We start from the raw sequence: 18,816 nt of genomic DNA, 5'->3' as shown, positions 1-18,816 counted from the left end.
GTCTCCCCCTAAACCCGGCGACCCAGAATCAGGTCGACCGCTTTTTCCGCGATCATGATCACCGGCGCATTCGTATTGCCGCCGACGATGGCCGGCATGATGGACGCATCGGCGATGCGCAGTCCCGACAATCCGTGCACTCGCAGCTGACCGTCGACGACGGCCATGGAGTCCACACCCATGGCGCAGGAGCTGGTCGGATGCATGGCGGTCCCCAGCGTCTTGCGCAGGTGCGCATCGATCTGCGCATCCGATTCGATCCCGGGTCCCGGAAATTGCTCGGCAGCGACCAGCTCCGAAGCCGGCGCGGTGGCAAAGAAACGGCGCACGAATCGTACGATCCCGCGCAGCGCCTGGCGGTCGCTCTCGGCCTGCAGCAGATTCAGCAGGATGCGCGGCGGCGCCGTGGGATCCGCCGAACGCAGGCTGACCTTGCCGCGGCTGTCCGGATGCAGCAGCACGCAGGCCATCGAGAGGCGATGGCCCTCACCCTTGCGCCAGCCCGGAAACCACGGCCGCGCGAAGATGGACACCGGCGAAATCAGCATCTGCAGGTCGGGACGGTCGAGCCCGGGCCGCGTGCGTACCAGGCCCTGCGCCGACACCGGCGCCTTGCCGATCGTCCCGGTGCGAAACAACTTCCATTCGAGAACCGACAGCGCCAGCCGGTCGAGCCGCAGTTTCGGATCGAAGCAGAAATCGCCGCTCGCGCCGAACACGACCGCGGTGGATTGATGATCCTGCAGGTTCGCGCCCACTCCCGGCAGCGCATGGAGCACCTTGATGCCGTGTGGTTCGAGATCGGCAGGCGCTCCGATGCCCGACAACTGCAGCAGCTGCGGCGAATTGAAAGCGCCGGCCGCCAGGATCACTTCGCGGTCGGCGGTCAGCCTGTCGACCGATCCCGACGACTCGGCATCGACACCCACACAGCGGCCGTTGACGAGCACCAGCCGGTGGACCCGCGTATTCACGCGCACGTCCAGATTGGGCCGCGACATCGCCGGCCGCAGATACCGCGCAACGGTGCTGCCCCGCGTGCCGGCATGGATGTTGAAATCGGGCGTCGAGAATCCTTCGCCCTCCTCGCCGTGAAAATCGTCGAGATGCCGGAAGCCCAGCGTTTCGGCGGTATCGATGATGCGCGGATAGATGAAGTCATCCGGCATGTGGTGCGAAGTCGTCAGCGGCCCGTGTGCGCCGTGAAAACGCGACGCGCCGCGCCAGTTCGTCTCGGCCCGCCGGTAGTAAGGCAACACGCCTTCGTACCCCCACCCCGGCAGCCCGCGCGCTTCCCAGTCATCGTAATCGCGCCGGTGACCGCGCATGTACATCATGCCGTTGACGGAGTTCGAGCCGCCCAGCACCTTGCCGCGCGGCGCGGGAATGCAGCGGCCGTCGGCGAACGGTTCGGCCTCGGTGGTGAAACCCCACGACAGGTCCGGATCCTTGAACGCGTCGCGCCAGGCCAGCGGCATCGGGATGCGAAAGTATTTGCGCTCATCGTCGCCGGCTTCGAGCAACACGACCTGGATCGACGGATCCTCGCTGAGCCGTGCCGCGAGCACGCAGCCGGCAGACCCGCCACCAACGACGATATAGTCGAAGCGTTTCATGCCGGGCGGATCGTTCCGGGCCGGATCATTCGACGGAGAAATAGCGGAACAGCGTGTAATCCGGGTGCTGGTGCCGCTCGCCACCGCCCACGATCACGGTGCGATTGAGCCAGTCGTGGACGCCCACCGGCGCACGAAAGTACGGCGTGCAGCGGAAATATGCCGGCCCCGGTGCATCGGGCCGGGTGTTGTAGATGTAGCCGCGGTTCTGTATGTAGATAGGCGTGCCGTCGTCGGCCTCGAGCATGTAGTGCGCATTGGTCTCCACCACGCCGTCCGTGCGGACCGTGGCCCAATCTGCCCCGCTGTGCTCCATCACGCGGCCATTGAGGCGCGGGCCGCGGATGATGCCGCTGCTCAGCGGCACATAACCCTGTTTGGCACCACCCGACACCGGACCGAAGATCAGACGGCTGGCGAAGTCGATGCGGATGTCGAAGGCGTGTACCAGCCTGATCGCAAGCTCGCTGGCGGGCATTTCGTTCGCGCCAGTCATGGACGCTCCAGCGCGGGCGGCAACGAGCGCCCGCGAATCAGATCGGCGGCGCGTTCGGCGATCATCAGCACTGCGCCGTAGGTGTTGCCGCCCGGCACGGTCGGCATGATCGACGCATCGGCGACGCGCAGGCCGTCGACGCCGAGCACGCGTAGTTCATGATCGACAACCTGTCCCGCACCTGCGGCCATCGAGCAGGTGCCGACCGGATGCTGTGTAACTCCCGCCGTGGCGCGGATGTGCCGATCGAGCGCGTCGTCGCTGGCTGTCCCGTGGCCCGGCACGACCTCCTCGTCAATGAGCTCCGACTGCGGTGCAGTCGCGTAGATATGCCGCGCACTGCGCAGACCGCGGCGCAATGTCGCGAGGTCGCCGGGCGTGGACAGGCAATTGAACTCGATGCGCGGTTTGGCGGCCGGATCCGCCGACCGCAGGCTCACGCGGCCCCGCGATTCCGGATGCAGCAGCACGGCATCCACCGTCAGCAGGTGTTGCTGCCGGCGGCTCAACAGCGGAAACCAGATCCTGGCATCCATCCGCACCGGGTTGCACATGAGCTGGATGTCCGGCTGCGGCAGCGACGGATCGGTACGCAACACGACATTGCAACTGTTGATCTGCGTGGCGAACGCGCCGCGGCCGAATACAAACCAGCGGGCGAGAGACCAGGCGGCGCGATCGGCGCGCAGCTCGCGCAGGAACGACACCGGCTCCCGCGTGGTGTACTGCAATCCGGCGCGCAGATGTTCGGACAGATTGCCACCGACGCCCGGCAGGTCGACGATCGGCTTGATGCCAAGCCCACGCAGCTCCGTGGCCGGCCCCACTCCCGACAACATCAACAACTGGGCCGAGTTGAACGTGCCGCCGCACAGGATCACCTCGCGTTGCGCGAATACCTGGCGGATTTCGGCGCCGCGCCGCAGCTCGACGCCCACCGCGCGACGGCGGTCGAACAACACACGCGTCGTCAACGCACCCTGCATGATTTCCAGATTGGCGCGATGCCGGACCGGGTGTAGATAGGCGCGCGACGCATTGGCCCGCCGCCCGCGCGAATCGATGGTGATCTCGCCGCGCGCGAAGCCCTCTTCGAGCCGTCCGTGTATGTCGTCGTTGGTGAAGAAACCGGCCGCGCTCGCCGCCTGCATCAGCGGCTCGTGCAGCAGCCGCGCGGTGTCGATCGGCGCGATGGGCATGGGGCCGTGCGCTCCGTGGTAAGGCACCGCGCCGCGCCAGCTCGATTCGAGCTTCTTGAAGTACGGCAACACGTCCGCGTAACCCCAACCGGTACAACCGAGATCCCGCCAGCCATCGAAGTCGCGCGAATGGCCGCGCATGAAAAACATGCCGTTGATCGACGACGACCCGCCGAGCACGCGGCCGCGCGGAACTGCCAGTTGCCGGCCGTCGAGGTGTGGTTCGGGCTCGCTGCTGTAGCCCCAGGTGATCGAAGGATCGCGGAACGCGCGCAGGAACCCGAGCGGCATACGAATGAGAAAGCGATCGTCGCTGCCGCCGGCTTCGATCAGCAACACACGCGCCTGCGGGTCTTCGCTCAGCCGATTCGCCAACACGCAGCCGGCAGCACCCGCGCCGACGATGACGTAGTCGTAATTCACAGGCCCACGGTCACCGACTTCACTTCGGTGTAGATCTCGGTTCCTTCGCGGCCGTTTTCGCGGCCCCAGCCCGATTGTTTGAAGCCGCCGAGCGGCATCGCCGGATCGACCGTACCGGCCGTGTTGATGCGCACGGAGCCCGCGCGGATTTTCTTCGCCAGTTTGTGCGCGGTGGAGATGTCGCGCGTCCAGATACTCGCGGCCAGGCCGTACTCGGTGTCGTTGGCCAGGCGCGCGATGGCGTTGAGGTCGATGTCGCTGAACTTCATCGCGCACAGCACCGGACCGAATATTTCCTCGCGCACGACTTTCATTTCGCGCGTCGTGTCGGCCAGCACGGTAGGCTCCACGAAATATCCCGGGCGGGATACCGCGCCTCCGCCGGTCAACACGCGCGCACCGTCAGCACGGCCGGACTCTATGTAGCCGAGCACGCGCCGGCGTTGTTCGTCGGAAACCACGGGGCCGAGATCGGTGGCAGGCTCGGTGCCCGCTCCCAGCGTCAGCTTTTTCGCGCGCGCCACCACGCCTTCGACCACCTGGTCGAAAACCTTCTCGTGGACGAACAGCCGCGACCCGGCAGCGCACACCTGGCCGGAGTTCAAGAAGATGCCGCGCGCCGCGGTTTCGGTGGCCGGCTCGATGGCAGCATCGGGAAACACGATGACCGGGGATTTGCCACCGAGCTCGAGCGTGACACGTTTGAGATTGCCGGCGCAGGCCTTGAGGATCTCCTTGCCCACGCTGGTCGAACCAGTGAACGCGATCTTGTTCACGTCCGGATGCGCCACCAGCGCACGCCCGGCCTTCTCACCGAATCCGGTCACGATGTTGACCACGCCCGCCGGGAAGCCCGCCTCCGCAATCAGCTCGCCCAGCCGCAGGGTAGTGAGCGGCGTCTGTTCGGCCGGCTTCAGCACCACCGTGCAGCCCACCGCGAGAGCCGGCGCAATCTTCGCGACGCCCATCACGAACGGAAAATTCCACGGCACGATCTGACCGACGACTCCGACCGGCTCGCGCAACGTGAACGCATGCCACTCGCCAGGCGTGCTCAGGTTCACGGTGCTGCCATGCAGCTTCGTCGCCCAGCCCGCGTGATACCGCAGGCTCTCGGCAGCTCCGAACACGCCGCCGAACTTCGCCATGCGGAATGGCATGCCGTTGTCGAGCGTTTCGAGCAGTGCGATCTCGTCCGCATTCGCTTCGATGAGGTCCGCGAGCTTGAGCAGCAGGCGGGCACGTTGCGCCGGCGTCATCGCGCTCCACGGCGGCGATTCGAATGCGCGGCGCGCCGAACGGACGGCGGCGTCGATATCCGCGGCATCACCGGCCGCCGCGCGCGCGAACACCGTCGCACTGGCGGGATCGACGACTTCGAAAGTCTCGCCGCTCTGTGCCGCGCGCCATTGGCCGCCGATGAACAACTCGCGTGGCTGCGCGGTGAAACCGGCCGCACGCGTCCTGGCCACCTGGGAGATCATGGGTGCCGGGGCATTCATCACAGCACCTTGAAGTAGTGGATGCGATTGCCCTCGGGCGTCTTTTCCGCGCGGCCTACGAACACGTGCCGGTTGAGCCAGTCGTACTTGCCGGCCGGCGCCTCGAACTTGGGCGCCACGCGCATGTAATAAGAGTCGTCGTCGACCGGTTCGCGCCGCGCCATCTTCGCCATGGCCTCGGGTGTGCCCCAGCGATAGCCGCGGTTCTGGAAGTAGATGTTCGCGCCGTCGTCGGTCTGCAGCATGTAGCGCGCGTCGAAATCGATGACGCCGTCGGGGCGCAGCCAGGGAAAGTCTCCGCCGCTGCCGGGAATGACGATGCCGTGGATGTGCGGCCCGGTTACCGTGCCGTCGAGCAGGTAGACCGCCGCGCGCTCCGAGCCGTATTGGGTGGGCTTGACCCAGTAGACCTTGCCGAGGTTGATCGCGATGGTCATCGCGAATTCCAGTCGCGGCGCTGCGGGAATGCTGTCCGTCATGCGCGGATTCTCCGCGTGACTTACCCCGCGATTCGACCGTGGGCGAACTGGGACACGCTTGCCGCGGAATTGGGGACGGGTCGCGGGCGCCGGACCATTGCGGACCGCTGCTCGAACGCCGGGGATCCTGAAATCCCGCGATCGGTATCTGCCCTGCCGTAGTTAGCGGCCGCGGCTGGATGGACTTTAGTCCGAACTACCGAATGCGTCGCGATGCCCGTGGCCACCGCGCGCGTTGCGGGATTCCCCCGATTCAGGGCGGCAAAACGACGCCGTTAATCTGTCGAATGGACAGGTCCCACAGGTGCAGATAAACACCAACATTCCGGCGCTGAACTCGCAGCGCATGCTCACGCGTGCGGACGAGGGAGTGGCGCGCAGTCTGCAAAGGCTGTCTTCGGGCTTGCGGATCAATTCCGCGCGCGATGACGCGGCTGGCCTCGCCATTTCCGAACGCATGACGGCGCAGATCCGCGGCTTCACGCAGGCGTCGCGCAATGCCATGGACGCGGTGTCCCTGCTGCAGACCGGCGAAGGGGGACTCGCGGAAATGGCCAATCTTCTGCAGCGCGGCCGCGAACTCGCATTGCAGGCGGCCAACGCCACCAACAGCGCGGGCGATCGCAGGGCCTTGCAGGCGGAAGTCACGCAATTGATCGCCGAGATAGACCGCATCGGCGCCGCAACGGATTTCAACGGCGTGAAGATCCTGGGCGGCGGCCTGGGTGGCGCTGCCGTTGTCTCCGGCGGGCCCGAGCCGACCGCCACCGACAAACTCGCGATCATCGATGCATTGAAGCGTTCCTGGCTGCGCGAGGGAGAGGCGCTGGTCGAACAGTTCTTCGGCATCGAAGGCGACGGCGCACCCATCGAAGTCCAATTCGTCGAGGGACAGCCCTATCTTGCGGCCGTGAGCTTCACCGGGTACGAGACCGCGACCGGCAAACTCACCGGCATGACGCTCAATGTCGACTTCTCGGATTTCGACCCGGCGGACTGGCCCAACGGCGCCGGCGCCAGCGGACTCAACAACGACCGCATCATCGCGCACGAACTGACGCACGCCATCATGGCGCGCTCGATGGACATGCACGACCTGCCGCTGTGGTTCATCGAAGGCACGGCCGAGTTCATCCACGGCGCCGATACGCGGCTGTTCAACGACCTGAGCAACACGGCGGGCGGCAGCACGGCAGCGAAGGTCGCCACGTTGATGAGCACCTACCTTACGGCCAATGGCAGCGAGCAGTTGTATTCGGCCGGTTACGCCGCCGCGCGGTACATCCACAGCGAAATCCTCGCCAACGGCGGCAGCGGCATCCGTGAAGTCTTCGCCTATCTATCCGCGCATCCGCTTTCGACGCTCGACGACGCGCTGGCGGCCGCCGCAAGCGCGCATCCGGGCATGGATTTCAACAGCGTGGCGTCAATGACCGCCCTGTTCGCGAGCGGTCAAGCCGGCAATGACTACATCGCCGGCCTGTTCGACGACGGCAGCCTGCAGAACGCCGACACCGGCGCCATCGGCGGCGCTGATTCCACGCCGGGGGGCACGCGCATCACGAGCAACGATGGCGTCGTGCCCGACTTCGCATCGTTCTCCGAACATCCGCTGCATCACCTAGACGCCTCGTTCGCGGCGGTCGACACGACGAGCCATGCGACGCTCACGCTCTCGACCATCGGCATGCTCAATTTCCAGGTGGGCGCGAACGCCAACCAGACGATCACCATCGAGATGCGCGCCGTGCAGGCGTCGACGTTGAACCTTCAGGCCGTGAACATCGAAGGCAACCCGCAGTACTCCATCAGCATCTTCGACGCGGCGATCGATGCGGTGGCCAGCGAGCGGGCGCGGCTCGGGGCGGCCCAGAACCGCATGGAGATGACGGTCAATACGCTGGCCGTCATGAACGAGAACATCAGCGCCAGCCGCTCGCGCATCGTGGACGCGGATTTCGCCACCGAGACCGCCGAGCTCACGCGCGCGCAGATCCTGCGTGAGGCCGGGACGGCCATCGCCGCGCAGGCGAATGCGCTGCCGATAAACACTTTGCAGCTGCTGCAGTTCTAGCCGGCGCCGACCGCGGGTTGCCTCCGTCATGACAGCGAGACGGACGCGGAGTACGCTCGCGCGTATGAACACCGCCGTCGTCACGCCCACCGCCCTCACCTCCGCGCAATGCCGTGCCGCACGCGCGCTCATCGAATGGTCGCAGGCGCAGCTCTCGCAATCCGCGTCGATCGACATCCAGACCATCGCCGACTTCGAGAAGCGCTTTCGCCGGCCCGACGAGACCACGCGCCGCCGCCTGCGCGCGACGCTCGAAGCGGCCGGCGTGGTGTTCATCGCCGAGAACGGCGGCGGCGCCGGCGCACGGCTCAAGTTCAGCCGCGAGGAAGTCTGGGAAGTGAATCGCTGGGAGGATGAAGGCGGCGTGACGGGCGAGGACGACATCCTCTGACGGCCCGCGCTGCCTAGCCGCGGACGCCGGCCGCCGCGAGAATGTGCGGCACTTCGGCTTCCCAGCCGATGGCCATCACGTGAACACCCTGGCAGATTCCCGCCAGCTCGCGCACCACGCGCGCGGTGAGCTCGAGCCCGCGTTCGCGCGCCACGCCATCCTTCGCGGCCTGATCCATCGCCGCGACGATGTCTGGCGGGACGACGACGCCCGGAAGGTTGGCCATCAGCCACGGTGCGCTCTTTTCGGACTTGAGCGGAATCACGCCGGCCAGGATTGCGACCCCGTCGGGCTTGACCGCATCCATGAATCGCTTGATCACGTCGCCGTGATAGACGGCCTGCGTCTGCAGCATCTTCGCGCCTGCGTCGATCTTGCGGCGCGTGTTCTCGACTTCGGCGGTGAAGTTGGTCGCGCCTGGATTGCAGGTAGCGCCGAGGAACAGCTCCGGTGTACCGGAGAGCGCGTGGCCCGCGAAGTCGTGGCCGCCGCGCAGCGCCTGCGCCGCGGCTAACAACCCGGAGGCCGTCAGGTCGAACACCGGCTTCGCGTCGGGATGATCCCCGCCGGCGGGGGAATCTCCGCCCATGAACACGAAATTCCTGAGGCCGAGCGCCGCGGCGCCGAGGAGGTCGGACTGGATGGCGATGCGGTTGCGGTCCCGGCTCGTCACCTGCACCACGGTTTCGATGCCGCGATCGAGCAGCAGTTTGCCGACTGCGCGCGGATCCATCGCCATGCGCGCGCGCGGCGATTCGGTGATGTTGAGCGCGTCGACCGAGCCGCGCAGCAGCTCCGCCGTTGCAAACAACTTCGAGAGATCGATTCCCTTTGGTGGAGTCAGTTCACCGGTGACGACGAACTGGCGGGCGGCCACTTTGACCGCGAGGCTTGAATTCATGGGGCGCGATTCTGGCACGGCGTTCCGCCGGCCGTGCGCGCGGCCGTCATCAAATTCATTGATTTGAGCTATTAGGCGGCGGGGACAGCGCTTTGATGGCTGTGACCGCAGTTGCGCTCATCCCTTCAGCGCCCGCCTGGACGTGCGCGATGATTTCGCGCCGCATGCGCGGATCCCAGAAACGCGCAATGTGAAATCGCACGCCTTCGGCCGCCACCGCCTTGTCGGGCTCGGCATCGAAGAACGCGGCGATATCGTTCGCCATGGCGACCAGTCGCTCGATGTTCATTCGATCAGCTGCTGGCAGGTTCGGCCGGGATCTTCGCCTGGCGGCGCTGCTGCCAGGCCGACGGCTGCGCGACCTTCACCACCTGCACCGCGGTCACCTTGTATTCGGGGCAATTGGTGGCCCAGTCGGAGTTGTCGGTGGTGATCAGGTTCGCGCCGGATTCGGGGAAGTGGAACGTGGTGTACACGACTCCGGGCGCGACCTTGTCGGTGATCTCCACGCGCAACACGGTGTCGCCCGCACGGCTGGTGACACCCACCCAGTCGCCGTGTTCGATGCCGCGCGCTTCCGCGTCGTGTGGATGCAGTTCGAGACGGTCTTCGCTGTGCCAGGCCATGTTCGCCGTGCGGCGCGTCTGCGCGCCGACGTTGTACTGCGTGAGCACGCGCCCGGTGGTCAGCAGCAGTGGGTAGCGGCTCGAAGTGCGCTCGTTCGTGGGCACATAAGCCGTGACGTAGAACTTGCCCTTGCCGCGCACGAAGCTGCCGATATGCATCGTGGGCGTACCCTCCGGCGTCTTCTCGTTGCAGGGCCACTGGATGGAACCCAGACGATCCAGCTTCTCGTAACTCACGCCCGTGAAGGTCGGCGTCAACGCGGCGATCTCGTCCATGATCTGCGATGGATGCGTGTAGTTCATGGGATAGCCGAGTGCGTTCGACAACCGCACTGTCACTTCCCAGTCGGCGAGGCCCGCCAGCGGCTCGATCACTTTGCGTACACGGGAAATGCGCCGTTCGGCATTCGTGAAAGTGCCGTCTTTCTCCAGGAATGAAGATCCGGGCAAAAAGACATGGGCGAATCTGGCGGTTTCGTTGTGAAAGATGTCTTGAATGACGAGGCATTCGAGCGCCGACAACGCCGCCGTGACGTGCGAGGTGTTCGGATCGGACTGCGCCAGGTCTTCGCCCTGGATGTACATGCCGCGGAAAGAACCATCGAGCGCGGCCTCGAACATGTTCGGAATGCGCAGCCCGGGCTCCGAACCCAGCTGGACCTTCCACATGGATTCGAACAGCGAACGGGTGGCGTCATCCGACACGTGGCGATAACCGGAGAACTCGTGCGGGAACGAACCCATGTCGCACGAGCCCTGCACGTTGTTCTGGCCGCGCAACGGGCTCACGCCCACGCCTTCGCGACCGAGATTTCCCGTGGCCATCGCGAGATTGGCGATGCCCATCACCATGGTGGTGCCCTGGCTGTGCTCGGTGACTCCGAGGCCGTAGTAGATAGCGCTGTTCGGGCCGGCCGCATACAGCCGCGCCGCGCCGCGAATCGTCTCGGCCGGCACGCCGCTGATCTTCTCCATCGCTTCGGGCGAGTTGACAGGATCCGCGACGAATTTCTTCCAGGTTTCGTACGACGCCTTCTCGCAGCGATCGGCGATGTACTGCTCCTTCGCGAGGCCCTCGGTGACGACGACGTGTGCGAGTGCGTTGATCACCGCGACGTTCGTGCCGGGCATGAGCCGCAGATGGAAGTCGGCCTCGATGTGCGGCGACTTGACCAGCGGGATGCCGCGCGGATCGATCACGATGAGCTTCGCGCCGGCACGCAGGCGGCGTTTCATCTGCGAGGCGAACACCGGATGCGCTTCCGTCGGGCTCGCGCCGATCACCATGATCACGTCCGCGTGCTGCACCGACACGAATTCCTGGGTACCCGCGGATTCACCCAATGTGTGTTTTAGGCCGTAGCCAGTGGGTGAATGGCAGACGCGCGCGCAGGTGTCGACATTGTTCGTGCCGAACGCGGCGCGCACCAGTTTCTGCACGAGGAAGGTCTCCTCGTTCGTGCAACGCGACGAGGTGATGCCACCGACGGAATCGCGGCCGTGCGCGGCCTGGATGCGCCGGAACTCGGACGCCGCGTAGCTGAACGCCTCGTCCCAGCTCACTTCGCGCCATTCGTCGGTGATGCGTTTGCGGATCATCGGCTTCGTGACACGGTCTGTGTGGGTGGCATAGCCGTACGCGAAGCGGCCCTTGACGCAGGCATGGCCTTGGTTGGCGCGGCCGTTGCGGTTGGGCACCATGCGCGAGACCGCGCCGTCCGTGACCTCCGCGATCAGCGAGCAACCGACGCCGCAATACGCGCAGGTGGTCGTCACGGCTTGTTGTGGCAGGCCGGCGGTGATGACGGATTTTTCCATCAACGCGCCGGTCGGGCACGCCTCCACGCAGGCGCCGCAGGAAACGCATTCGGATTCCAGGAAGGGTTGCGCAGCGGAGGCGGCGACATGCGATTCGATGCCGCGGCCTTCGATCGTCAGTGCGAATGTGCCCTGCGTTTCCTCGCAGGCGCGCACGCAGCGCGAGCAGACGATGCACAGATCGTTGTCGAAACGGAAATACGGGTTGCTGGCATCCACCGGCTCGTGCGTGTGCAGGTCGCGCGCGGTCGCCGGCCCTGCGAATCGCGATTCACCGATGCCGTGTTCGCGCGCGAGATGCTCGAGGTCGCAGCGGCTGCTGTCGGGGCAGCTACCCATTGGATGTTCGGAGACGTAGAGCTCGAGCACACCGCGGCGCAATTTGGCGAGCGCTTCGCTGTGAGTACGCACCTTCATGCCCGCCGCCACTTCGGTGGTGCAGGACGCCGGAAAGCCCTTGCGGCCTTCGATCTCGACCAGGCAGACGCGGCAAGAACCGAATGCTTTCAGCGTATCCGTGGCGCACAGCTTGGGAATGTCGCCGCCCGCGAGCGCCGCGGCGCGCATGATCGACGTGCCAGCCGGCACCGTGACCGTGGCGCCATCCACTTCGAGCGTGACCGCGCCGCCGGTGCTGCCCGGCGTCCCCAAATCGTGATAACCCTTCGCGTACATATCAGTCCTCCGTAAAAGGGGACATGCCTATTTATTGGCGACGTAACCTGGTGTCACGCGGCACCTTCAATAAATAGGCATGTCCCCTTTTACTTCATGAAGTCGTTGCGGAAATGTTTGAGGGCGCTGCGCACGGGGAACGGCGTCATGCCGCCCAGGCCGCACAGGGATCCGTTGAACATCGTGTCGCAGAGCTCATCGAGCAGCGCCAGGTCCGCCGCGCGCGAGCCGTTGGCTCCGGCCACGATGCGGTCCACCAGTTCGACCCCGCGCGTCGAGCCGATGCGGCACGGCGTGCACTTGCCGCAGGATTCCACCGCGCAGAACTCGAGCGCATAACGCGCCATCTTCGCCATGTCGACGCTGTCGTCGAACACCACGACGCCGCCGTGGCCGAGCAGCGCGCTCCTCGCCGACAAGGCTTCGTATTCGAGCGGCGTATCGAACTGCGACTCCGGTAGATAGGCCCCGAGCGGGCCACCGATCTGCACGGCGCGCACCGGCCGGCCGCTCGCGCTGCCGCCGCCGTAGTCGTACACCAGCTGATTGACGGTGAGGCCGAACGCACGCTCGACCAGGCCGCCACGTTTCACGTTGCCGGCCAGCTGCAGCGGGATCGTGCCGCGCGAGCGGCCCACGCCGAAATCCTGGTAGAACTGCGCGCCTTTCGCCAGCACCACGGGCACGGTCGCGAGCGTCACGACGTTGTTCACCACCGTGGGCTGGCCGAACAATCCCTTGATCGCCGGCAGTGGCGGCCGCACCCGCACCTCCCCGCGCCGGCCTTCGAGACTCTCGAGCATCGAAGTCTCTTCGCCGCAGATGTAAGCGCCGGCGCCGAGCCGTATGGAGATGTCGAAACTGAAGCCGCTCTCGCGGATGTTTTCGCCGAGGTAACCGCGCGCTCGCGCCGCGCTCAGCGCCTTCGCCAGCGCCCGCGCGGCGTGCGGATATTCGACGCGCAGGTAGATGTAGCCGCGATTGGCGCCCACGGCGCGCGCCGCGATGGTCATGCCTTCGATCAAGGCGAACGGATCGCCTTCCATCAGCATGCGATCGGAGAACGTGCCCGAATCGCCCTCGTCGGCATTGCAGGCGATGTATTTCTGCGCCACGGGCTGATCGAGCACCGTCTGCCACTTGATGCCGGTGGGAAACGCGGCCCCACCCCGTCCCCGCAATCCGGAATCCGTGATCATCTTGACGATCGCGGCCGGCGCCAGCGTCAACGCGGTAGATAGGCCGATGTAACCGCCATGCGCAATGTAGTCGTCGATGTCGGCCGGATTCACGATGCCCAGCCGCGCGCCCGTCAGCCGCTGCTGGCTCTTGAGCCAGTCGAGTGATTCGATGTCACCCCGTCGCAGCGCATGCGGCGCTCCTTCGAGCAGCCCGGCTTCGAGCAGCGCGGTCACGTCGCCGGCATTCACCGGACCGTAGGCCACGCGCCCCGCGGGCGTGACCACTTCAACGAGCGGCTCGAGCCAGTACAGGCCGCGCGAACCGTTGCGCACCAGGTTCACATTCTGACCACGCGCGCTCGCGCCCGCGACGATGGCAGACGCCACGCGATCCGCGCCCAGCGACAGGGCACCGGCATCCGCCGGCACGTACACGGTGACGGGAGCGTTCATGAACGCTGCCCCCACTCCGCGGCGAGCTCGGCGAACCGTTCCGGAGTCACGCGGCCGTGCAATTCGCCGTTCACCATGATCGACGGCGCGCAGGCGCAGTTGCCCAGGCAGTACACGGCCTCGAGCGTGACGCGGCCATCCGCGGTGGTCGAACCCATGTCCACGCCCAGCAATTCCCTGGCGCGAGTTTCGGTGGCCTGCGCATTCATCGACTGGCAGGCTTCGGCGCGGCACAACTGCACCACGTAGCGCCCAGGCGCCGCCGCGCGGAAGTGATGATAGAAACTCACCACGCCGTGCACTTCGGCGCGCGAGAGATTCAGCGCATCGGCCAGCGGCGCGATCGCCTCGCCCGGCACGCAGCCCAGCTCGTTCTGCACCGCATGCAGGATTTCGAGCAGCGGTCCGTTCTCGCCCGCGTGGCGCTGAACCGCGCCCGCCACCACTCGCCTCACCTTGTCATCCGGCTCACTCACGACTCGCCCCGGCCCGCACGCACGCGGATGGGGTGGCAATACACATTGCACCCCGCATCGCGCAGAAAGGCGACCAGTGTGATGCCTGCCGATTCAGCCAACTCGACTGCGAGTGTGGACGGCGCGCCGATGGCGGCAACCACCGGGGCGCCCGCCATCATCGCCTTCTGCAGCAACTCGAAACTCGCGCGTCCCGACAGCAACACGACGCGGTCTTTCCACGGCAGCTGCCCGTCGCGCAAAGCGGCACCGACCAGTTTGTCCATCGCATTGTGACGGCCGACGTCTTCGCGGCTGGCGAGCAACTCACCTTCCGCGCTGAACAGGCCGACCGCATGCATGCCGCCGGTTTCCGCGAAACCGGTCTGGGAGGCGCGCAAGGCATCCGGCAGCCCGCGTAATACGGACTCCCTAACTACCAGGTCGCTGTCGATGCGCCGCGGGCCGGCATTGGCGCTGACCGCTTCGATGGACGCCTTGCCGCACACGCCGCAGCTCGAGGTGGTGTAGAAATTGCGCGCGAGTCGTGCCAGGTCGAGTGGCAGATCGGCGCGCGCCCGGATACGAATCACATTGCCGGTGGGGCCGCAGAAGCCGACATCGACGATGTCGCGCGCTTCGCGCAGCAGCCCTTCGCCGTACAGGAATCCGACAGCGAGCTCCGCGTCGTGGCCGGGAGTGCGCATGGTGATCGAGATGGAGCGCCCGGTGCCGCCGTTGTCGTCGGCCTCGGGCAGGCCGTCCCTCATCAGGCGGATTTCGAGAGGTTCTTCGACCGCGATGGCGTCCGCGCGGCGCACGTTGCCTGCGTCCCGCAACGCATCGATTTGCATGTCCCGATGAGCCGGGCTTTTCATGCGGGCATCTTACACCCGCACAGCGGTCACGAACCCGAGACGGCCTTCGCACCCTTGCGCGCCAGTGCCGCATCGACCGTATTGGACAGAAGCATGGCGATCGTCATCGGTCCCACGCCGCCCGGGACGGGGGTGATCCACGCCGCGCGCTCGGCCGCCGCCGCGTACTCAACGTCGCCACAGAGTTTGCCGTCCGCGCCACGATTGATGCCCACGTCCATGACGATGGCGCCATCACGAATCCATATACCAGGGATGTACGCAGCCTTGCCCACCGCGGCCACTACGAGATCCGCCCGCTCCACTTCCCCGCGCAGATCGCGCGTTCCCGTGTGACAGACCGTGACCGTCGAACGCGCGAGCAGCAGCTCGAGCGCCATCGGCCGCCCGACGATGTTCGAAGCACCCACCACCACGGCGCGCAGACCGGTGAGGTCGAGCTGGTAATGATGGGCCAGGCGAATGACCCCCCACGGCGTGCACGGCCGCAGGCCCGGACGCTTCTGGGCTAACAACCCGGTATTGGTGGGATGAAAACCGTCGACATCCTTCGCCGGGTCGATGGTGTCCATGATCTCGGTGCTGTCGAGACCCTTCGGCAACGGCAGCTGCAGCAGGATGCCGTCGACGCGGTCATCGGCATTCAATGCCTTGATGAGCGCGAGCAGTTCGGCGCGCGTGGTCGTCACGGGCAGATCGTGCGCGAACGAGGCGATGCCGCACTCCTCGCAGGCCTTGCGCTTGTTACGCACATAAACCGCGGAGGCCGGGTCTTCGCCCACCTTCACCACCGCCAGGCCCGGCGCGCGGCCGTACTTCGAAACGAAGTCGGCGGCTCGCGCCGCCGACTTCACTCTTTCACTTGCTGCGACGGCTTTTCCGTCGAGAATCCTGGCCGTCACAGTTTCCCTTGTTTGCTCAATAACGATAGTGGTCGGCCTTGAACGGGCCGGTCTTCGCAACGCCGATATATTTGGCCTGCGTATCGGAGAGCACGCTCAACGTTGCGTTCAGCGTCTTCAACTGCAAGCGAGCCACTTTCTCGTCGAGGTGCTTCGGCAGCACGTACACACCGAGCGGGTACTTCGCCGTCTGCGTGAACAGCTCGATCTGCGCGATGGTCTGGTTCGCGAAGCTCGAGCTCATCACGTAGCTCGGGTGGCCCGTGCCACAGCCGAGGTTCACGAGCCGGCCTTCGGCCAGCAGGATGATGCGTTTGCCGTCCGGGAAGATGATGTGATCGACCTGCGGCTTGATGTTGTCCCACTTGTACTGCTTGAGCGACGCGCAATCGATCTCGTTGTCGAAGTGGCCGATGTTGCAGACGATGGCGTTGTTCTTCATCGCCTTCATGTGATCGTGCGAGATCACGTGGAAATTGCCGGTGGCCGTGACGAAGATGTCGGCCTTGTCGGCCGCGTATTCCATCGTCACCACGCGGTACCCTTCCATCGCCGCCTGCAGCGCGCAGATCGGATCGACTTCCGTCACCCACACCTGGGCGGACAACGCGCGCAGCGCCTGCGCCGAACCCTTGCCCACGTCGCCATAACCGGCAACTACCGCGACCTTGCCCGCGATCATGACGTCGGTGGCGCGCTTGATGGCATCCACCAGCGATTCACGGCAACCGTACAGGTTGTCGAACTTGCTCTTGGTGACCGAGTCATTGACGTTGATGGCGGGGAACGCCAGCTCACCGCGCTTGTGCATGTCGTAGAGGCGATGCACGCCGGTGGTGGTTTCTTCCGTCACACCCTTGATCTGCTTGAGGCGCGTCGAATACCACTTCGGGTCGCGCTTGAGCGTGGCCTTGATGGAATTGAACAGCTCGATCTCTTCCTCGCTGCCCGGCTTGTCGAGCAGGCTCAGGTCCTTCTCGGCCTTGGTGCCCAGGTGCAGCAGCAACGTGGCGTCGCCGCCATCATCGAGGATCATGTTGCTGTACTCGCCGCTGGGCCACTCGAAGATGCGATGGGTGTAATCCCAATAATCCTTGAGCGTCTCGCCCTTCACCGCGAATACCGGCGTGCCCTTGACGGCAATCGCCGCGGCCGCGTGATCCTGTGTCGAGAAGATATTGCACGACGCCCAGCGCACCTTGGCGCCGAGCGCCTGCAGCGTCTCGATCAACACGGCGGTCTGGATGGTCATGTGCAGGGAGCCCGTGATGCGGGCGCCCGCGAGCGGCTGGGTCTTGGCGTATTCCTCGCGGATCGCCATGAGGCCGGGCATTTCGCCCTCGGCGATGTTGAGCTCTTTGCGGCCCCAGTCGGCGAGTTTGATGTCGGCGATGACGTAATCGGCGCCCGTGCCGGGCTTCACTACAGCGTTCATAAAACCTCTCTATCTAGTTTCTAAAGTTAGAGAGCGCCGTTGGAATCGATCGGCGATCCTCCGAGCCTCGCGTCCATGACGCTGCAGCGCTCCTCGGTAGAACCGCCTTTGGAAACGTTACGCGGTCTTGCGAATTCCGGCATCCGCGGCGAGAGCCGCGGCCTTGTCGGTCTTTTCCCAGGTGAATTCCGGCTCGTTGCGGCCGAAGTGGCCGTACGCGGCGGTCTTCTTGTAGATGGGACGCAGCAGGTCGAGCATCTGCACGATACCCTTCGGGCGCAGATCGAAATGCTGGCGGACCAGCGCTTCGAGCTTCTCGTCCGAGACCTTGCCGGTGCCGAAGGTGGTGACCATGACGCTGGTGGGCTGGGCCACGCCGATCGCGTACGAAATCTGCACCTGCGCCTTGCTGGCGAGACCGGCGGCGACGATGTTCTTCGCCACATAGCGTGCCGCATAGGCCGCCGAGCGATCGACCTTCGAAGGATCCTTGCCCGAGAACGCGCCGCCGCCATGCGGCGCGGCGCCGCCATACGTGTCGACGATGATCTTGCGGCCCGTGAGCCCGCAGTCGCCCTGCGGCCCGCCGATCACGAAGCGCCCGGTCGGATTGACCAGGTACTTGATGTTCTTCGACAGCGTCTGCCCGGCCAGCACCGGCTTGATGATCTCCTCGATCACGGCCTGCTCGATGTGTTTGTGCTCGACTTCCGGATGATGCTGGGTCGACAACACGATGGTGTCGATCTCCGACGGCTTGCCGTCGACATACTTCACCGTGACCTGCGACTTCGCATCCGGGCGCAGCCACTTGAGCTTGCCGTTCTTGCGCAGCTGCGCCTGCTTCTCCACCAGCCGGTGCGAGAGGTAGATAGGCAGCGGCATGAGGCTCTCGGTCTCGGTGCACGCGTAGCCGAACATCATGCCCTGGTCGCCGGCGCCCTGTTCGAGGTTCAGGCCCTTGCCTTCATCCACGCCCTGGGCGATGTCCGGGGACTGCTTGTCGTAGGCCACGAGCACGGCGCAACCCTTGTAGTCGATGCCGTAGTCGGAGTTGTCGTAACCGATGTCCTTGATGGTGTCGCGCGTGATGGCGTGGAAATCGACCACGGCCTTCGTGGTGATCTCACCGGCGAGCACGACCAGACCGGTATTGCAGAGCGTCTCGGCGCCGACGCGCGAGAACTTGTCCTGCGTCAGCAACGCATCGAGCACCGCGTCCGAAATCTGGTCCGCGACCTTGTCCGGGTGGCCTTCAGAAACCGACTCCGACGTAAACAGAAAACTGCTCATTGCCTACCTCTTGCCTGAT

The 18,816-nt window shown here is 65.5% G+C and carries 16 protein-coding genes and 1 riboswitch; of the genes, 2 read left to right on the top strand and 14 right to left on the bottom strand.

The annotated features are described in order from the left end of the window. Window positions 1-8: 8 nt before the first annotated feature. Genes WDO72_20545 through WDO72_20525 form a run of 5 tightly spaced genes read right to left on the bottom strand, consistent with a single transcriptional unit; the run spans window position 9 to window position 5,715 of the window. On the bottom strand, window positions 9-1,616 hold the full coding sequence (locus tag WDO72_20545; GenBank protein MEJ0088064.1) for a GMC family oxidoreductase N-terminal domain-containing protein: 1,608 nt from the start codon (window positions 1,614-1,616) through the stop codon (window positions 9-11). A 25-nt stretch (window positions 1,617-1,641) separates the two neighbouring features. Continuing rightward, a complete protein-coding gene (locus WDO72_20540; protein MEJ0088063.1) occupies window positions 1,642-2,112 on the bottom strand; it encodes a DUF3237 domain-containing protein in 471 nt (156 codons plus the stop codon). Then, the gene (locus tag WDO72_20535) at window positions 2,109-3,734 is read right to left on the bottom strand and encodes a GMC family oxidoreductase N-terminal domain-containing protein (protein MEJ0088062.1); all 1,626 of its coding nucleotides are present in this window, start codon (window positions 3,732-3,734) and stop codon (window positions 2,109-2,111) included. The genes WDO72_20540 and WDO72_20535 overlap by 4 nt, the downstream gene beginning before the upstream one ends. Then, entirely contained in the window at window positions 3,731-5,236 is a 1,506-nt protein-coding gene (locus WDO72_20530; GenBank protein ID MEJ0088061.1) for an aldehyde dehydrogenase family protein, read from the bottom strand. The genes WDO72_20535 and WDO72_20530 overlap by 4 nt, the downstream gene beginning before the upstream one ends. After that, on the bottom strand, window positions 5,236-5,715 hold the full coding sequence (locus tag WDO72_20525) for a DUF3237 domain-containing protein (GenBank protein ID MEJ0088060.1): 480 nt from the start codon (window positions 5,713-5,715) through the stop codon (window positions 5,236-5,238). Before WDO72_20525 ends, WDO72_20530 begins: the two co-directional genes overlap by 1 nt. 304 nt (window positions 5,716-6,019) lie before the next feature. Here WDO72_20525 and WDO72_20520 point away from each other — a divergent pair, with 304 nt between their 5' ends. Beyond that, complete coding sequence (locus WDO72_20520) at window positions 6,020-7,789, top strand: flagellinolysin (protein ID MEJ0088059.1); 1,770 nt, start codon at window positions 6,020-6,022, stop codon at window positions 7,787-7,789. A gap of 64 nt (window positions 7,790-7,853) precedes the next feature. Next, on the top strand, window positions 7,854-8,180 hold the full coding sequence (locus WDO72_20515) for an XRE family transcriptional regulator (GenBank protein MEJ0088058.1): 327 nt from the start codon (window positions 7,854-7,856) through the stop codon (window positions 8,178-8,180). Between the two features lie 13 nt (window positions 8,181-8,193). Here the strand turns inward: WDO72_20515 and WDO72_20510 are convergent, their stop codons facing one another. From WDO72_20510 to metK, 9 genes are all read right to left on the bottom strand, one after another. Next, the gene (locus tag WDO72_20510) at window positions 8,194-9,081 is read right to left on the bottom strand and encodes a methylenetetrahydrofolate reductase (GenBank protein MEJ0088057.1); all 888 of its coding nucleotides are present in this window, start codon (window positions 9,079-9,081) and stop codon (window positions 8,194-8,196) included. Window positions 9,082-9,136: 55 nt separating this feature from the next. Continuing rightward, window positions 9,137-9,370 carry a formate dehydrogenase subunit delta gene (locus tag WDO72_20505; GenBank protein ID MEJ0088056.1) on the bottom strand — a complete coding sequence of 78 codons (234 nt, stop codon included), beginning with the start codon at window positions 9,368-9,370 and terminating at the stop codon, window positions 9,137-9,139. 4 nt (window positions 9,371-9,374) lie between these two features. Next, window positions 9,375-12,200: a formate dehydrogenase subunit alpha gene (gene fdhF, locus WDO72_20500; protein ID MEJ0088055.1), complete on the bottom strand. Its 2,826-nt coding sequence runs from the start codon at window positions 12,198-12,200 to the stop codon at window positions 9,375-9,377. A gap of 89 nt (window positions 12,201-12,289) precedes the next feature. Further along, on the bottom strand, window positions 12,290-13,834 hold the full coding sequence (locus WDO72_20495; protein ID MEJ0088054.1) for an NADH-ubiquinone oxidoreductase-F iron-sulfur binding region domain-containing protein: 1,545 nt from the start codon (window positions 13,832-13,834) through the stop codon (window positions 12,290-12,292). After that, window positions 13,831-14,310, bottom strand: a complete 480-nt coding sequence (locus tag WDO72_20490) for a formate dehydrogenase subunit gamma (protein ID MEJ0088053.1) — start codon at window positions 14,308-14,310, stop codon at window positions 13,831-13,833. The genes WDO72_20495 and WDO72_20490 overlap by 4 nt, the downstream gene beginning before the upstream one ends. After that, window positions 14,307-15,167, bottom strand: a complete 861-nt coding sequence (gene fdhD / locus WDO72_20485) for a formate dehydrogenase accessory sulfurtransferase FdhD (protein ID MEJ0088052.1) — start codon at window positions 15,165-15,167, stop codon at window positions 14,307-14,309. Before fdhD ends, WDO72_20490 begins: the two co-directional genes overlap by 4 nt. Before the next feature lie 26 nt (window positions 15,168-15,193). Beyond that, window positions 15,194-16,069 (bottom strand): bifunctional methylenetetrahydrofolate dehydrogenase/methenyltetrahydrofolate cyclohydrolase FolD, encoded by an 876-nt coding sequence (gene folD / locus WDO72_20480; protein MEJ0088051.1) that lies wholly within the window; start codon window positions 16,067-16,069, stop codon window positions 15,194-15,196. Between the two features lie 16 nt (window positions 16,070-16,085). Then, complete coding sequence (ahcY, locus tag WDO72_20475) at window positions 16,086-17,504, bottom strand: adenosylhomocysteinase (GenBank protein MEJ0088050.1); 1,419 nt, start codon at window positions 17,502-17,504, stop codon at window positions 16,086-16,088. Between the two features lie 24 nt (window positions 17,505-17,528). Further along, window positions 17,529-17,605, bottom strand: a riboswitch (S-adenosyl-L-homocysteine riboswitch). 16 nt (window positions 17,606-17,621) lie between these two features. Further along, window positions 17,622-18,797: a methionine adenosyltransferase gene (metK, locus tag WDO72_20470; protein ID MEJ0088049.1), complete on the bottom strand. Its 1,176-nt coding sequence runs from the start codon at window positions 18,795-18,797 to the stop codon at window positions 17,622-17,624. Between the last annotated feature and the right edge of the window lie 19 nt (window positions 18,798-18,816).

It is taken from the genome of Pseudomonadota bacterium (assembly GCA_037200975.1).
Classification (GTDB): Bacteria; Pseudomonadota; Gammaproteobacteria; order Steroidobacterales; family Steroidobacteraceae; genus CADEED01.
Note: the sequence above shows the minus strand (reverse complement) of the source record. Positions and strands in the feature narration are given on the sequence as shown.

What these genes read in the sequence shown, in the direction of transcription:
- WDO72_20545 (MEJ0088064.1), bottom strand. Translation starts at nt 1,616, where the DNA reads ATGAAACGCTTCGACTATATCGTCGTTGGTGGCGGGTCTGCCGGCTGC.
- WDO72_20540 (MEJ0088063.1), bottom strand. Translation starts at nt 2,112, where the DNA reads ATGACTGGCGCGAACGAAATGCCCGCCAGCGAGCTTGCGATCAGGCTG.
- WDO72_20530 (MEJ0088061.1), bottom strand. Translation starts at nt 5,236, where the DNA reads ATGAATGCCCCGGCACCCATGATCTCCCAGGTGGCCAGGACGCGTGCG.
- WDO72_20525 (MEJ0088060.1), bottom strand. Translation starts at nt 5,715, where the DNA reads ATGACGGACAGCATTCCCGCAGCGCCGCGACTGGAATTCGCGATGACC.
- WDO72_20515 (MEJ0088058.1), top strand. Translation starts at nt 7,854, where the DNA reads ATGAACACCGCCGTCGTCACGCCCACCGCCCTCACCTCCGCGCAATGC.
- WDO72_20510 (MEJ0088057.1), bottom strand. Translation starts at nt 9,081, where the DNA reads ATGAATTCAAGCCTCGCGGTCAAAGTGGCCGCCCGCCAGTTCGTCGTC.
- WDO72_20505 (MEJ0088056.1), bottom strand. Translation starts at nt 9,370, where the DNA reads ATGAACATCGAGCGACTGGTCGCCATGGCGAACGATATCGCCGCGTTC.
- fdhF (MEJ0088055.1), bottom strand. Translation starts at nt 12,200, where the DNA reads ATGTACGCGAAGGGTTATCACGATTTGGGGACGCCGGGCAGCACCGGC.
- WDO72_20495 (MEJ0088054.1), bottom strand. Translation starts at nt 13,834, where the DNA reads ATGAACGCTCCCGTCACCGTGTACGTGCCGGCGGATGCCGGTGCCCTG.
- fdhD (MEJ0088052.1), bottom strand. Translation starts at nt 15,167, where the DNA reads ATGAAAAGCCCGGCTCATCGGGACATGCAAATCGATGCGTTGCGGGAC.
- ahcY (MEJ0088050.1), bottom strand. Translation starts at nt 17,504, where the DNA reads ATGAACGCTGTAGTGAAGCCCGGCACGGGCGCCGATTACGTCATCGCC.
- metK (MEJ0088049.1), bottom strand. Translation starts at nt 18,797, where the DNA reads ATGAGCAGTTTTCTGTTTACGTCGGAGTCGGTTTCTGAAGGCCACCCG.